Annotated in this window: 10 protein-coding genes; 5 read left to right on the forward strand and 5 right to left on the reverse strand. The window is 66.8% G+C overall.

Annotated elements, in window-relative coordinates; genetic code table 11:
• Positions 1-43: 43 nt before the first annotated feature.
• The 4 genes from ACQR1Y_RS09400 to ACQR1Y_RS09415 all read right to left on the reverse strand — a co-directional run bounded on the left by ACQR1Y_RS09400 (position 44) and on the right by ACQR1Y_RS09415 (position 6,541).
• Positions 44-1,294, reverse strand: coding sequence for an ABC transporter substrate-binding protein (locus tag ACQR1Y_RS09400; protein WP_434876200.1), 1,251 nt, complete (start codon positions 1,292-1,294; stop codon positions 44-46).
• A 386-nt stretch (positions 1,295-1,680) separates the two neighbouring features.
• Positions 1,681-2,904 (reverse strand): ABC transporter substrate-binding protein, encoded by a 1,224-nt coding sequence (locus ACQR1Y_RS09405; protein ID WP_434876199.1) that lies wholly within the window; start codon positions 2,902-2,904, stop codon positions 1,681-1,683.
• Between the two features lie 373 nt (positions 2,905-3,277).
• A complete protein-coding gene (locus tag ACQR1Y_RS09410; protein ID WP_434876198.1) occupies positions 3,278-3,643 on the reverse strand; it encodes a DUF1304 domain-containing protein in 366 nt (121 codons plus the stop codon).
• A 102-nt stretch (positions 3,644-3,745) separates the two neighbouring features.
• On the reverse strand, positions 3,746-6,541 hold the full coding sequence (locus tag ACQR1Y_RS09415; protein WP_434858206.1) for a [protein-PII] uridylyltransferase: 2,796 nt from the start codon (positions 6,539-6,541) through the stop codon (positions 3,746-3,748).
• A 193-nt stretch (positions 6,542-6,734) separates the two neighbouring features.
• Here ACQR1Y_RS09415 and ACQR1Y_RS09420 point away from each other — a divergent pair, with 193 nt between their 5' ends.
• From ACQR1Y_RS09420 to ACQR1Y_RS09440, 5 genes are all read left to right on the forward strand, one after another.
• Positions 6,735-7,709: an aliphatic sulfonate ABC transporter substrate-binding protein gene (locus tag ACQR1Y_RS09420; RefSeq protein ID WP_434876197.1), complete on the forward strand. Its 975-nt coding sequence runs from the start codon at positions 6,735-6,737 to the stop codon at positions 7,707-7,709.
• Between the two features lie 368 nt (positions 7,710-8,077).
• Positions 8,078-8,926, forward strand: a complete 849-nt coding sequence (locus tag ACQR1Y_RS09425; protein ID WP_434876196.1) for an ABC transporter permease — start codon at positions 8,078-8,080, stop codon at positions 8,924-8,926.
• Entirely contained in the window at positions 8,926-9,711 is a 786-nt protein-coding gene (locus ACQR1Y_RS09430; protein WP_434876195.1) for an ABC transporter ATP-binding protein, read from the forward strand. Before ACQR1Y_RS09425 ends, ACQR1Y_RS09430 begins: the two co-directional genes overlap by 1 nt.
• A gap of 56 nt (positions 9,712-9,767) precedes the next feature.
• Positions 9,768-10,283, forward strand: a complete 516-nt coding sequence (locus ACQR1Y_RS09435) for an OsmC family protein (RefSeq protein WP_006611508.1) — start codon at positions 9,768-9,770, stop codon at positions 10,281-10,283.
• A 187-nt stretch (positions 10,284-10,470) separates the two neighbouring features.
• Positions 10,471-11,271, forward strand: a complete 801-nt coding sequence (locus ACQR1Y_RS09440) for a hypothetical protein (protein WP_434876194.1) — start codon at positions 10,471-10,473, stop codon at positions 11,269-11,271.
• 233 nt (positions 11,272-11,504) lie between these two features.
• Here ACQR1Y_RS09440 and mutS read toward each other — a convergent pair whose 3' ends face one another.
• On the reverse strand, positions 11,505-14,249 hold the full coding sequence (gene mutS, locus ACQR1Y_RS09445) for a DNA mismatch repair protein MutS (RefSeq protein WP_434876193.1): 2,745 nt from the start codon (positions 14,247-14,249) through the stop codon (positions 11,505-11,507).
• Positions 14,250-14,559 lie beyond the last annotated feature (310 nt).

The following is a 14,559-nucleotide window of genomic DNA, read 5'->3' on the forward strand; positions in this document are numbered from 1 at the left end:
CGCGCGCACGCGCGCTGAACGGCTAGACTTACGCTAGCGCGATCTACCCCGCCGCGCCCGTATCCTCGATGATCGGGCCGAACAGCTCCCAGCGCTCGCCGTTGAAGCGCATCATCTGCATCTGCTTGTTGATGCGGAAGTCGGTGGGCGAGGTGTTGATGGAGAGGCCGGGCAGCGCGAGGCTCGGGACGTAGCCCTTGATGTTGGCGGCCTGCCGCATCACGTTCTCGCGCGTCAGATCGTCGCCGCACTGGCGCAGGATCTGCACCAGCAGCTCCGCCGTCGAATAGCCGTAGGTGTTCACCGTGTTGAGCTTGTCGCCTTCCGGATAATACTTGTCCATGAACTCGAAATAGGCCTTCACGCCTGGATCGTCCTTCCATTGCGGATCGGCCGGGTCCTTGCCGTAGTTGGTGCTGATGATGTCCTTGGAGATGTCGAGGCCGGCCGGCTTGAGCGTGGCCGACACCGGGCTGGCGTTGATGTCGAGGATGTGCACCGGCTTCCAGGCGAGGTCGGCGAGTTTCTTGATCGCCTGCGCCGCGAATTTCGGCGTCGAAGCGTTGTAGAGCAGGTCGGCGCCGGACGCCTTCAGCTTGACGATCTGCGAGTCCACCGTCGGGTCGGACAGCTCATAGGACGCCTCCGACACGATCATCGTATCGGCCTTGGCGCCCAGGCCGCTGCGCAGGCCGGCGATGTAGTCGCGGCCGAGATCGTCGTTCTGGTAGAGGATTCCGATCTTGGCGTTGGGGTGATTGGCGAGAATGTATTTGGCGTAGATCCGCCCTTCCGACTGGTAGTTCGGATTGTAGGCGATGGTCCACGGAAAATTCTGCGGATCGGTGAAGCGCGACGCTCCGGTGGAGGCCAGGAGCTGCGGCACCTTCTTGGCGTTGAGATATTTCTGCACGGCCGCGTTCGACGGCGTGCCGATGATCTGGAAGGTGAACAGCACCTCGTCGCCTTCGACCAGCTTGCGCACCTGCTCCACCGCCTTGGGCGGCGAATAGGCGTCGTCATACTGGATGAGATTGAGCTTGCGGCCGTTGATGCCGCCCTTCTCGTTGATCATGCGCAAATAGGCGGCCTGGGTCTTGCCGATGCCGGCATAGGCGGACGCCGGGCCGGAGAACGGCACGGTCTGGCCGATCTTGATCTCGGTGTCGGTGGCGCCGGTGTCGTATTTCTTCTGGGCGTAGGCGGATGATGCAGGCAGCGCGACGGTCAGCGACGCAGCAAGCGCGATGGCCCACGCCTTGACGCCGACGAGACCGAACAGTGACGTTCTCATGCGAGTCCTCCCTCCGGTGATGTTTGTCGATGGTTCTTCTTGGTGTTATCTCGCCATCGCTGCACGCGAGTGTGGAGGAAGCAAGTCGACAAGGCAACGCTTGTTGGAGCGACCAACCGGCGCAATCGGTGCCGCAACGCAAAAGGGCCGCGCGATTGCGCAGCCCCTTACCAGTAAACAGCTTCCACTCCTCACCCTGAGGAGCCCGCTGGAGGCGGGCGTCTCGAAGGGCGAGGCCCCAGTTCGGGCCGGTTCTCAGGGCGATGCAAGTGCATCGCCCGAACGCGCCGCGAGCTTGTCGCTTTCGCAAGAGCGAGCTGATGGGCGCGGCGCTCCTCACCATGAGGTTCGAGAGTCGAGGGCAGACGCCGAGACCGTCAGCCGAACTAACCCGCCGCGCCCTTGTCCTCCAGGATCGGGCCGAACAGCTCCCAGCGCTCGCCGTTGAACTTCATCATCTGCAGCTGCTTGTTGACGCGGTAGTCGGTCGGCGAGGTGTTGATCTTCATGCCCGGCAGCGACAGGTCGCCGACCACGTCCTTCAGCGACGCTGCCTGCTTCATGACGTTCTCGCGGGTGAGATTGTCGCCGCACATCTTCAGGATCGTCACCAGAAGCTCGGCGTTGCCATAGCCGTAGGTGTTGAAGTTCGAGTTCTTGTCGCCGTCCGGATAGTACTTGGCCATGAACTCGAAATAGCGCTTCATGCCCGGATCGTCCTTCCACTGCGGGTCGAGCGGGTCCTTGCCGTAATTGACCGAGATCACGCCCTTCGACGCCTCCAGTCCCGCCGGCTGCAGCACGGCGCCCACCGACGTCGCATTGATGTCGACGATGTGCACGGGGTGCCAGTCGAGCTCGTGCAGCTTCTTGATCGCCTGCGCGGCCTGCTTCGGCGTCGCGGCCGAGAACAAGAGGTCGGCGCCGGCCGACTTGATCTTGAGCAGCTGGGAATCGATGGTCGGATCGGAGACCTCGTAAGACGCTTCGGCGACGATCATCGAGGCCTTGTCGCCGAGGCCGGCCTTGATGCCGTTGAGATAGTCCTTGCCGAGGTCATCGTTCTGATAGAGCACGCCGATCTTGGCGCTGGGATGCTCCTTCAGAATGTATTGGCCGTAGATGCGGCCCTCGGTGAAGTAGTTCGGATTGTATCCCATGGTCCAGGGGAAGTTCTTCGGATCGGTGAACTTGGTCGCGCCGGTGGCCGCGAACAGCTGCGGGACCTTCTTGGCGTTGAGATATTTCTGGACGGCGGCGTTGGACGGCGTGCCGATGATCTGGAAGGTCAGCAGCACCTCGTCGTCCTCGACCAGCTTGCGCACCTGCTCGACCGCCTTCGGCGGCGAATAGGCGTCGTCATACTGGATGAGCTTGATCTTGCGGCCGTTGATACCGCCCTGCTCGTTGATCATGTTGAAATAGGCGGCCTGGGTCTTGCCGATCGAGGCATAGGCCGAGGCGGGACCCGAGAACGGCACGGTCTGGCCAATCTTGATCTCGGTGTCGGACGCGCCGGGATCGTACTTCTTCTGGGCCTGGGCTGACGTGACGGAGAGGGTGACGGCCAACGCGGCCGCAGCGGCAAAGCGGAAAATTCCCTGTCGCATGGGGTCTATCGTTCCTCCTGATTTGTTGTGCGGCTGGTCTGCCCCGAGGGACGCCATCGCTGGGAGGGAGTGTGGAGGAACGGGGTGGCCGGCGCAAGGCGAGGGAATGGGCGGGTGCGGTTCCGGCGATGTCGCCATGACGTGCCCGGCTGGCAACAAGTTCGGTGTCATCCCGGCCAAGCCCTGGCGTCGCGTCGCGACGGCGGGGCGCCGAGCCGGGATCCATAGCCACCAATGGTCGTGTGGCGACGGCTCGGAGTGGCGTTCCCGCCTCAAACGTCGCCCGGGATTATGGGTCCCGGACAAGCCGCGACGCGCTGATGCGCGTCACGGCTTGTCCGGGACGACAGCGGTTTTGACGATGCGGCGTGCCTCAGCCCGCGAGCCAGACCAGCACCAGGCCGATCGCCGCCGGCACGCTCTGGATGAACAGGATCTTGCGGCTGGCAGTGGCAGCGCCGTAGAGCCCGGCGACCAGCACGCAGAGCAGGAAGAAGATCTTGATCTGGAACGCGAAAGCGGGCGCCGGATGCGCCAGGCCCCAGAACAGGCCGGCAGCGAGGAAGCCGTTGTAGAGGCCCTGGTTGGCGCCGAGCACCTTGGTCGCCTCGGCGCGCTGCGGCGTGTTGTTGAAGGCCCGCAAGCCGGCCGGCTTGGTCCAGAGAAACATCTCGAGCACGAGAATGTAGACGTGCAGCAGGCCGATCAGCCCGACGACGATGTTTGCAATCAATGCCATGGTTCGGCTCCCCCAAGCCATTCGAGACCGGCGGCGTTGCCGGCCCCCTCAATCATGCCCGCGCCGACGGCCGCAATGGCTGCGCCGACAGGTCCTCTCTCGTCACGCCGCCGGCTGAGCCGCTGCGTCGTCGCTGGCCAGCAGATGCAGCAGCGCACTTTTGATCGCGGCCTGCCGGGTCGGCGCGTTGATCTGGGCGCCGAGCAGGTCGGTCACGTAGAACACGTCGCGGGCGCGCTCGCCGAAGGTGGCGACATGGGCCGAGGCGATGTTCAGGTTCAGCTTCGAGATCGCGGTGGTCAGCTCGTACAGCAGGCCGGGACGGTCGAGGCCGGAGACCTCGATGACGGTGTAGAGCTCCGACCATTGATTGTTGATCGAGACTTCCGGCTCCACCGAGAACGCCTTGTGCTGCTTGCCGCGCGTCGTCCGCCGCGCCACCGCATCGGGCAGCCGCAGCTTGCCCTCCAGCACCTGCTCGATGGTCTCGCCGATCCGCGTCGCGCGCCGGCCCTCGTCCTCGTCGCGCTCATATTCCCTCGATATCGCGATGGTGTCGAGCGCGCGGCCGTCGGTGGTGGTGTAGATCTGGGCGTCGACGATGTTGGCGCCGGCCGACGCACAGGCGCCGGCGATGATCGACAGCAGCCAGGGATGGTCCATGGCGAAGATCGTCAGCTCGGTGACGCCGCGCGCAGGATCGAAGCCGACATTGATCGCGAGCTTGTGGCCGGCATCCTCGCTCGACCGCACGAAGCGGGCGTGGCGGATCTTGCGCGGCAGCTCGACCTTGAGCCAGTAGGCCGGATAGTGCCGGCCGATATAGGTGTTGAGCTCGTCCTCCGGCCAGTCGGTGAAGGCGTTGCGGAATTCGGCCTGCGCCGCGGTGATGCGCTTGGCGCGGTTGACCTCGGAGAAGCCGCCGGTCAGCACCGGCTCGGTCTCGTAGTACAGCGTGCGCAGGAGCTGCGCCTTCCAGCCGTTCCAGACGCCGGGGCCGACGCCGCGAATGTCGGCGGTGGTCAGGATCGTCAGCAGCTTCATCTGCTCGACCGATTGCACCACGGCGGCGAACTTCTCGATGGTCCGGCGGTCCGACAGGTCGCGCGACTGCGCCACCGTCGACATCGTCAGATGCTCCTCGATCAGCCAGGCGACCAGCTCCGTGTCGGCATTGTTGAAGCCGAGCCGCGGGCACAGCCGCCGGGCGATCTTGGCGCCGGCGACCGAATGATCCTCCGGCCGGCCCTTGGCGACGTCGTGCAGCAGCACGGTGATGTAGATGACGGCGCGGTGCTCCGGCCGGATCTTGCGCATCAAATCGGAGGCGAGCACGAACTCATCATGGCCGCCGCGCTCGATCTCCTGCAGGAAGCCGATGCAGCGGATCAAATGCTCGTCGACCGTGTAGTGATGATACATGTTGAACTGCATCATCGACACGATCCGCCCGAACGCGCTGATGAAATGTCCGAGCACGCCGGTCTCGTTCATCCGCCGCAGCACGGTCTCGGCGTCGTTGGAGGTCAGGATCTCCATGAACAGCCGGTTGGCCTCGGGATTTTCGCGCAGCTCGGTGTTGATCATGTTGAGCGAACGCGTCACCGCGCGCATCGCGTCGGGGTGGAAGGCGAGGTTGTTCTTCTGCGCGAGGCGGAAGATGCGGATCAAATTGACCGGATCGTGTTTGAAGACGTCGGGCGCGGCGAGGTTGATGCGGTTGTTGTCGACGATGAAGTCGTCGCTCTCCGGTACGCGCCGCCAGGTCGAGCCGGTGGTCAGGCGCGAGATCATCCGGCTCAGCACCGGCGCCGCCTTGGCCTGCTGGTCCTCCAGCTTGGCGCACAGGATGGCGGTGAGGTTGCCGACCTGCTTGGCGACCAGGAAGTAGTGCTTCATGAAGCGCTCGACATCCTGCATGCCCGGGTGGCTGGTGTAGCCCAGCCGGACCGCGATCTCGCGCTGCAGGTCGAACGACAGCCGCTCCTCGGGGCGTCCGCTGACGAAGTGCAGATTGCAGCGCACCGACCACAGGAAGTCCGAGCAGCGCCGGAAGGTGCGGTATTCATGCGCGTCGAACACGCCGCGCTCGACCAGCTCGGCGGTCTCGCGCACGCGGTAGACGTATTTGGCGATCCAGAACAGCGTGTGCAGGTCGCGCAGGCCGCCCTTGCCGTCCTTGACGTTGGGCTCGACCAGGTAGCGCGACTGGCCGCCGCGGCGATGCCGCTCCTCGCGCTCGGCGAGCTTGGCGGCGACGAACTCGGCGGCCGTGCCCTGCACGACCTCGCTGTCGAAGCGCTGGACCAGCTCGTCATACAGCGGCTTGTCGCCGGCGAGATAGCGCGTCTCCAGGATCGCGGTGCGGATCGTCATGTCGCCGCGGGCCTGGCGGATCGATTCATCCACCGAGCGGGTGGCGTGGCCGACCTTCAGCCCCATGTCCCACAGCGAATACAGGATCGCCTCGGCGACCTGCTCGCCCCAGGCGGTCTGCTTGTAGGGCAGGATGAACAGCAGATCGATGTCGGACTCCGGCGCCATCAGCCCGCGGCCATAGCCGCCGGTCGCGACCACGGCCATGCGCTCGGCGCCGCTCGGCACCTCCGAACGATACAGGTGCTGGGTGGCCGCGGCGTAGAGGATGCGGATGATCTCGTCCTGGACGAAGCAGAGCTGCTCGGCGCAGCGCCGTCCGTGCCGATCCTTCAACAGCTGGGCTTGCGCGGCGGCACGCGCCTTGACCAGCTCCGCTTTCAGGAATTGCACCACGGCGGCGCGGAACATGTCCTCCCGGCCGGAGTGCTGCTTGGCCAGCGTGTCGACGGCGGCCGCAATGCCGGCGCTGTCGAAATCGGAGAGGCCATCGGGATGGGATTGGGGGGCGACGCTGTCCATGGATGCAACCGGTATCGAACAAGGCCTGTGCTGTCACGAAACTTCCAATGCAGCAATCGATCCATGCTGTCACCGGCCCAAGGCGGATGATGATCGTGCTTCGATCCGCCCCGCAAAGGAAAAGCAATTCTCGTTGAGCCCTGGCATAACGCGTTGAAACAACAACGATGTTTTTACAGCAGGAGGGTTGACGATGGGTGGATTGTCGAGGCGCGCCTTGGCCGGGCTTGCGGCCGTGGTTCTACTGGGATGCGGCGTTGCAACAGCCGCGGAGCAGCCCAAGGAAATCCGGATCGATTGGGCGACCTATAATCCGGTGTCGCTGGTCCTGAAGCAGAAGGGGCTGCTCGAGAAGGAGTTCGCCAAGGACGGCATCACCGTCACCTGGGTGCAGTCGGCCGGCTCCAACAAGGCGCTCGAGTTCCTCAATGCCGGCTCGCTCGATTTCGGCTCGACCGCCGGCTCCGCCGCGCTGGTCGCCCGGATCAACGGCAACCCGATCAAGTCGATCTACGTCTATTCGCGGCCCGAATGGACCGCGCTGGTGACGGGTAAGGATTCCAAGATCGCCGCGGTTGCCGATCTCAAGGGCAAGCGCGTCGCGGTGACCCGCGGCACCGACCCGCACATCTTCCTCGTCCGCGCGCTGCTCGGCGCCGGCCTCACCGACAAGGACATCACGCCGGTGCTGCTCCAGCACGCCGACGGCAAGGCAGCGCTGATCCGCGGCGACGTCGACGCCTGGGCCGGGCTCGATCCGATGATGGCGCAGGCCGAGGTCGAGGAAGGCGCAAAACTGTTCTACCGCAAGGCTGACGCCAACACCTGGGGCATCCTCAATGTCCGCGAGCAGTTCCTGAAGGACAATCCCGAGATCGTCCGCCGCGTGCTGGCGACCTACGAGGTCGCGCGCAAGGATGCGCTGGCGAATTACGACGACCTGAAGAAGACGTTCATCGCGGTCACCAAGCTGCCGGAAACGGTCGTCGACAAGCAGCTCAAGGAGCGCACCGAGCTCACCCACAGCCGCATCGGCGCGCCGCAGCGCGACTCGATCCTGGCAGCGGGCTTGGCTCTGCAGCAGGCCGGCGTGGTCGACGCGAAGGTGGATGTGAAGGCGACGCTGGACGCGCTAATCGACGACCAGGTCCCGCTGCCGACGAACTAGGGCGGCCTACGCCTACGAAAGCGCTCACACTCGCGCGTGCCGCAACTCGCGCTACCAGCAAGGTGAGCGCGACAGAAAACGGTGGCGCGATAAAACACCGGTGTCGTCCCGGACAAGCCCGCCAACGCGACAGCGTTGTCGGGCGCCGATCCGGGACCCATACTCCGTGAAAGCTGTTGTGGGGCACCGCTGGAGCGGCATCTCGCCTCGCCACACCCGCCGCGGAGTATGGGTCCCGGCTCGGAGGCCGGGACGACACCGAGATTGAGGCGCCGTTGTCGGCTCAACCCTGACAGGCGCGCGCTGATATCCGTCGGCATACGCCCGTCACCCCGCCTTGCATTCCCACGCGAGACGCTGTTCTCACTATGGCCATGACCGTCGAACTCCAGGCCCCCGCCGCGGCGGCCACACCGCAAACCGCCAGCCGGCCCTGGGCCACCCGCCTGGCGCGGCCGCTGCTCGGGCTGCTGCTGCCGCTGTCCCTCGCGATCGCCTGGGAACTCGCTGTCCGGGCCGGCTGGTCGAACGGCCGCCTCGTGCCGCCGCCATCGAAGGTCTTCACCACCATCGCCGAACTCGCCCGCTCCGGCGAGCTGACCCGCCACATCACGATGACCTTGACCCGCGTCGGCATCGGTTTCGGCCTCGGCGTCGCCGCCGGCACGTTGCTCGGCGGCATCTGCGGCTATTGGAGCCTCGCTCGCCGGCTGGTCGATCCGACCATCCAGGCGCTGCGCGCGATTCCGTCGATCGCCTGGGTGCCGCTGTTCATCCTCTGGCTCGGGATCTTCGAGACCTCGAAGGTGGCGCTGATCGCGGTCGGCGTGTTCTTCCCGGTCTATCTCGGTCTGACCGGCGCGATCCTGTCCGTCGACCGCAAGATCGTCGAGGTCGGCCGCGTCTTCCGCCTGTCCGGCCCGGCGATGATCCGCCGCATCCTGCTGCCTGCCGTGCTGCCGGCCTATGTCGTGGCGCTGCGCGTCGGCCTGGGCCTCGGGTGGATGTTCGTCGTCGCCGCCGAGTTCATGGGCGCCTCCGAAGGCCTCGGCTACCTCTTGATCGACGGCCAGCAGCTCGGCAAGCCGGCGCAGATCGTCGCCGCCATCGTCATCTTCGCCATCATCGGCAAGGCCACCGACTGGCTGCTCGAGATCGCCACCGCGCCGCTGTTGCGCTGGCAGGACAATTTTGCGCGCCAGGGCGGAGCGGCCTGATGCTGCAGCTCGCCTCCGTCACCAAGGTCTATCCGAACGGCGTTCATGCGCTGGAGCGGTTCTCGTCGGAGATCCAGCTCGGCGAGATCGTCGCCATCATCGGCGGCTCCGGCTGCGGCAAGTCGACGCTTCTCCGCGCCATCGCGGGGCTCGACCGCGCCAGCGCCGGCAGCGTGACGCTCGACGGCGAGGCGATCCATGCGCCGCATGCCAAGGTCGGCATCATCTTCCAGGAGCCGCGACTGCTGCCCTGGCTCACTGTCGCCGACAATATCGGCTTCGGTCTCTCGGAGCTGCCCGCGGCCGAGCGCCGCGAGCGCGTCGCCCGCGCGCTCGACCGTGTCGGCCTCGCCGACAAGGCCAAGGTCTGGCCGCGCGAACTCTCCGGCGGCCAGGCGCAGCGCGTCGCGATCGCCCGCGCGCTGGTGGCACAGCCGGAGGTGCTGCTGCTCGACGAGCCGTTCTCCGCGCTGGACGCCTTCACGCGCAAGGATTTGCAGGACCACCTGCTCGACCTCTGGGCCGACACGCGTCCGACCCTGATCCTCGTCACTCACGATGTCGAGGAGGCGGTGGTGCTCGCCGACCGCGTGCTGGTGATGCGGCCGCATCCCGGCCGGCTGTTCGAGGAGATCACCATCAATCTGTCGCGGCCGCGCGACCGCAACGCGCCGCTGTTCGAGCAGTTCAAGCGCCACGTGCTGACGGCACTCGACAGGTCGCTCGATCGGACGGTGCCGGATACGCAGGGCAGGCGTGAGCCCGGCGGCGGGCTGTGGTGGTGACATCCGAGCGATCGCCCGGTACATCTCTCCTGAAATGACTCCGGGAGAGAACGACAATGGATGCTGCCGAGCTGCGCGCCATGCAGGCGCCGATCAAGGAACGCTACAAGGCTGACCCCTCCGCCGCGGTGATTACGCTGAAGGCCAAGGGCGAGGTCGGCGGCGACGGCCTGACCTGCAAGCTCGAGACCGGCCGCGCGCTGGCGGTCGCCGGCCTGCATCCCGCCACCGGCGGCTCCGGCCTCGAACTGTGCTCCGGCGACATGCTGCTGGAGGCACTGGTCGCCTGCGCCGGCGTCACGCTGAAGTCGGTCGCGACCGCCGTCGAGGTCCCGCTCAAGAGCGGCCTGGTGCTGGCCGAAGGCGATCTCGATTTCCGCGGCACGCTCGGCGTCGACAAGGAGGCGCCGGTCGGCTTCCAGGAAATCCGCCTGCGCTTCGAGGTCGACACCGACGCCCCGCAGGACAAGCTCGACCTGCTGCTCAAGCTCACCGAGCGCTATTGCGTGGTCTATCAGACCATCAAGAATGGCCCGAAGGTGTCGGTCAGTTTGAAGCGGGTGGCGGCGTAGCCCTCAGCAACGGTGTCGTCCCCGCGAACGCGGGGACCCATAACCACCGTCGGTCATGGCTGGCCCCGCTGGTCACTCCGATCTTCTCCTTCCCGTAACCGCCTGTGGTTATGGGTCCCGGGTCAGCGCTCCCCGCGGCGATGCTCGCGCATCGCCGCGGTCCGCTTGCCCGGGACGACGGCTGAACATGTCCCTCGATCCGTCCTTCCTGCTCGTCCTCGGCCTGCGCATGGCGATCGCGGCGTCGTTCGTCGTATCTGCCTCGATGATCGCCGAGCGCACCGGTCCGGTGATCGGCGCGCTGGTCGCGACCTTGCCGATCTCGGCCGGTCCGACCTACGTGTTCCTTGCGCTCGACCATGATGCCGCCTTCATCGCGCAGGGCGCCCTGACCAGCCTGCCGATCAACGCCGCGACCATCTTCCTCAGCCTCGCCTACGCCGTGCTGGCGCAACGCCACAGCGTGTGGGTGGCGAGCGCCACCGCCGTCGCGGTGTGGCTCGGTCTCGCGTCCCTGATCAAGAGCGTGCAGTGGACGCTCCTGATGGGCATCGTGGCCAACATCATCACCTTCGCGATCTGCCTGCCGCTGCTGCAGCGCTATCGCCACGCCAGGATGCCGCTGATCACAGGACGCTGGTACGACGTGCCGCTGCGTGCGTCCCTCGTCGCAACGCTCGTCGCCACCGTCACCTCGGTCTCCGGCTGGGCCGGTCCCAGCGTGTCCGGCATCCTCGCGCTGTTTCCGATCGTCTTCACCTCGATGATGCTGATCCTGCAGCCGCGCATCGGCGGACCGGCCACTGCTGCGGTGATGGCCAACGGCGCCTGGGGCCTGATCGGCTTCTCGCTCGCGGTGATCGTGCTGCATCTCGGCAGCCTCCACCTCGGTGCAGCGGTTGGCCTGAGCGGCGCGCTGGCCACCTGCGTCGGCTGGAATCTCGGCCTGTGGTGGCTGGGGAGAAGGAAGGCGGCCGTAGCCCGTTAGCTCTCTCCACGTCATTGCGAGCGCAGCGAAGCAATCCAGGGGCTCGGGTGGGACTCTGGATAGCTTCGGCGCAAGGGCGCCTCGCAATGACGGCAAGTGTGGGCCGAGCTGCCTCTCCATCCCCGCTGTCATTCCGGGGCGCGCGAAGCGCGAGCCCGGAATCCATTGGGCAGCATGTTCCGACGAGGGATGGATTCCGGGTTCGCGCTACGCGCGCCCCGGAATGACACAGGTTATTTGTTCGGCAGCTTCGACTTCAGCCGATACAGCGCATCCAGCGCCTCACGCGGGGTCATCTCGTCGGGATGCAGGTCCTTCACCGCGGCGATCAGCTCCTCCGTTTCCTTCGACATCGTGGGCTCCACCGCCGCGCGCGAGGGCACCGCGAACAGCGGGAGATCGTCGACCAGCGCCCGGGCGTTCTGGCCGCGGTCGGCGGCCTCCAGTTTCGCCAGCACCGACTTGGCGCGGCTGATCACCGCCGGCGGCAGGCCTGCGAGCTTCGCCACCTGGATGCCGTAGGAGCGGTCGGCGGAGCCCGGCAGCACCTCGTGCAGGAACACGACGTCGCCCTGCCATTCCTTGACGCGCACCGTGGCGTTGAACAGCCGCGGCAGCTTGGCGGCTAGCGCGGTGAGTTCGTGATAGTGCGTGGCGAACAGCGTGCGACAGCGGTTGCTTTCATGCAGATGTTCGATGGCGGCCCAGGCGATCGAGAGGCCGTCGAAGGTCGCGGTGCCGCGCCCGATCTCGTCCAGGATCACCAGCGCGCGCTCGCCGGCCTGGTTGAGGATCGCCGCGGTCTCGACCATCTCGACCATGAAGGTCGAGCGGCCGCGCGCGAGATCGTCGGCGGCGCCGACGCGCGAGAACAGCCGGTCGACGATGCCGATGCGGGCGCGGCTCGCCGGCACGAACGAGCCGATCTGCGCCAGCAGGGCGATCAGCGCGTTCTGGCGCAGGAAGGTCGATTTGCCGGCCATGTTCGGACCGGTGAGCAGCCAGAGCTGCCCGCTCTTGTGCCCCGGCGTGGGCGACAGGTCGCAGGAGTTCGCGATGAACGGCTGGCCCTCGCGCTTCAGCGCCTGCTCCACCACGGGATGCCGCCCGCCGTCGATGGCGAAGCCGAGCGAGCCGTCGACCTCCGGCCTGACATAGTTGTCGTCGACCGCGAGCTTGGCGAGCGCGGTCGCGACATCGAGCATCGCAAAGCCATGCGCGGCCGCGCGCAGATCGTCGCCGATCGCGAGCGCCTGTGCGCAGAGACGGTCGAAGATCTCGAGCTCGAGATTGAGCGCGCGCTCGCCGGCATTCGCAATCTTGGCCTCGATCTCGCCGAGCTCGGACGTGGTGAAGCGCACCTGTCCCGCCAGCGTCTGGCGATGGATGAAGGTCACGTTCAACGGCGCCGACATCAATTTGTCGCCGTGCTGCGCGGTCACCTCGACGAAATAGCCGAGCACATTGTTGTGCCGGATCTTGAGCGCTTTCACCCCGGTCTGGTCGGCGTAGCGCGCCTGCATCGAGGCGACAACGAGGCGCGAGGCGTCGCGCAGATTGCGCGTCTCGTCGAGCGTCGCATCATAGCCTGCACGCACGAAACCGCCGTCGCGCTTGATGAGCGGCAGCTGCTCGTCGAGCGCGCGGGCGAATTCATTGGCCAGCGCGCGCGCCGGCCGCGCCAGCGCCGCCTTGATGGACGCGATCTCCTGCGGCGGCTGGTCGAGCACGGCAAGCCGCGCCAACGCCTGGTCGGCGGCGAGGATGCCGTCGCGCAACGCGGCGAGATCGCGCGGCCCGCCCCGGCCGACCGACAGCCGCGCCATCGCGCGGGTCATGTCCGGCGCGCCGCGCAGGATGGAGCGGATGTCCTCGCGCGCGGCGCTGTCGGCGACGAACACGTTGACAGCATCGAGCCGCCGGCCGATCTGCGCAGGCTCCGTCAAGGGCGCTGCGAGTCGCTGTGCCAGCAGCCGCGAGCCGGCCGAGGTGACCGTGCAGTCGATCGCGTCGAGCAGCGAGCCGCGGCGCTCGCCGGCGAGCGTCCGCGTCAGTTCGAGATTGGCGCGCGTCGCCGGATCGATCGCCATGGTGCTGCCGGTCGCCTCGCGCGCCGGTGGCGCCAGCGGCGGGCGCTGGCCAACCTGGGTGCGCTCGACATAGGTGACGCAGGCGGCCGCCGCGGTGGCCTCCAGCCGCGACAGCACGGCGAGACCATCCATGGTCGCGACGGCGAAGTAGTCGCACAGCCGCCGCTCGGCGGTGGCGCCGTCGAACACGTCGCGGGTCAGCGGAGTGACCGCGGCGAGCTCGCGCAGCACCGGCTCGAACGCTTCGTCCGAATACAGCGAATCGGAGACGATGACTTCGTTCGGATTGATGCGCGCGAGCGTCGCGGTCAGCTCGGCAAGAGCGCATTCGGTGACGATGAAATCCGAGGTCGAGATGTCGATCCAGGCGAGCCCGAGCCGGTCGCCGCCGGACGAGCCGCGGCTGCGCGCGATCGACAGCAGGTAGTTGTTGGCGCGCGCGTCGAGCAGATTGTCTTCGGTCAGGGTGCCCGGCGTCACCACGCGCACCACGCCGCGCCTGACCACGCTCTTGTTGCCGCGCGCCCGCGCCGCCGCCGGATCCTCCATCTGCTCGCACACAGCGACGCGGATGCCCTGCGCGATCAGCCGGTGCAGATAATCCTCGGAGCGCTCCACCGGCACGCCGCACATCGGGATGTCCGCGCCCTGGTGCTTGCCGCGCTTGGTCAGCACGATGCCGAGCGCCTTTGATGCGACCTCGGCGTCCTCGAAGAACAGCTCGTAGAAATCGCCCATCCGGTAGAACAGCATCAGCCCGGGATGCGCGGCCTTGATATCGAGATACTGCTCCATCATCGGCGTGAGCTTGGCCGGCGCCTCGGCGGGCGTGGCCGAGGACACCGACTCTTGCGGAACCGGGGCGGAGATGGGCTGCTGGATCGTCATGGCGCGGAAACTAGCCAATTTGCCCGGACGGTCCTACCGCTTTGCAGGCGATGTCCCGGTTTTCCACGATGGCAATTTTGGCCCCGGCCGGTGCTGGAGAGGACCACCGGTGTCATCCCGGGGCGTGCGCAGCACGAACCCGGAATCCATCGTGCGTCAGGTGATGCCGCCCAATGGATTCCGGGCTCGCCGCGCTGCGCGCGCCGCCCCGGAATGACGGCGAGGGTGGAGCGGCGGTGTGCGCCAAACGTGCTTCGGGCAGTGGCCGCGATTGCACCTCCCCCGCTTGCGGGGGAGGTCGCTTCGCATC

The organism is Bradyrhizobium sp. HKCCYLRH3099, from assembly GCF_051167855.1.
Classification (GTDB): Bacteria; Pseudomonadota; Alphaproteobacteria; order Rhizobiales; family Xanthobacteraceae; genus Bradyrhizobium.

Coding starts and splice junctions, on each gene's coding strand:
- ACQR1Y_RS09400 (WP_434876200.1), bottom strand. CDS start 1,294: ATGAGAACGTCACTGTTCGGTCTCGTCGGCGTCAAGGCGTGGGCCATC.
- ACQR1Y_RS09405 (WP_434876199.1), bottom strand. CDS start 2,904: ATGCGACAGGGAATTTTCCGCTTTGCCGCTGCGGCCGCGTTGGCCGTC.
- ACQR1Y_RS09410 (WP_434876198.1), bottom strand. CDS start 3,643: ATGGCATTGATTGCAAACATCGTCGTCGGGCTGATCGGCCTGCTGCAC.
- ACQR1Y_RS09415 (WP_434858206.1), bottom strand. CDS start 6,541: ATGGACAGCGTCGCCCCCCAATCCCATCCCGATGGCCTCTCCGATTTC.
- ACQR1Y_RS09420 (WP_434876197.1), top strand. CDS start 6,735: ATGGGTGGATTGTCGAGGCGCGCCTTGGCCGGGCTTGCGGCCGTGGTT.
- ACQR1Y_RS09425 (WP_434876196.1), top strand. CDS start 8,078: ATGGCCATGACCGTCGAACTCCAGGCCCCCGCCGCGGCGGCCACACCG.
- ACQR1Y_RS09430 (WP_434876195.1), top strand. CDS start 8,926: ATGCTGCAGCTCGCCTCCGTCACCAAGGTCTATCCGAACGGCGTTCAT.
- ACQR1Y_RS09435 (WP_006611508.1), top strand. CDS start 9,768: ATGGATGCTGCCGAGCTGCGCGCCATGCAGGCGCCGATCAAGGAACGC.
- ACQR1Y_RS09440 (WP_434876194.1), top strand. CDS start 10,471: ATGTCCCTCGATCCGTCCTTCCTGCTCGTCCTCGGCCTGCGCATGGCG.
- mutS (WP_434876193.1), bottom strand. CDS start 14,249: ATGACGATCCAGCAGCCCATCTCCGCCCCGGTTCCGCAAGAGTCGGTG.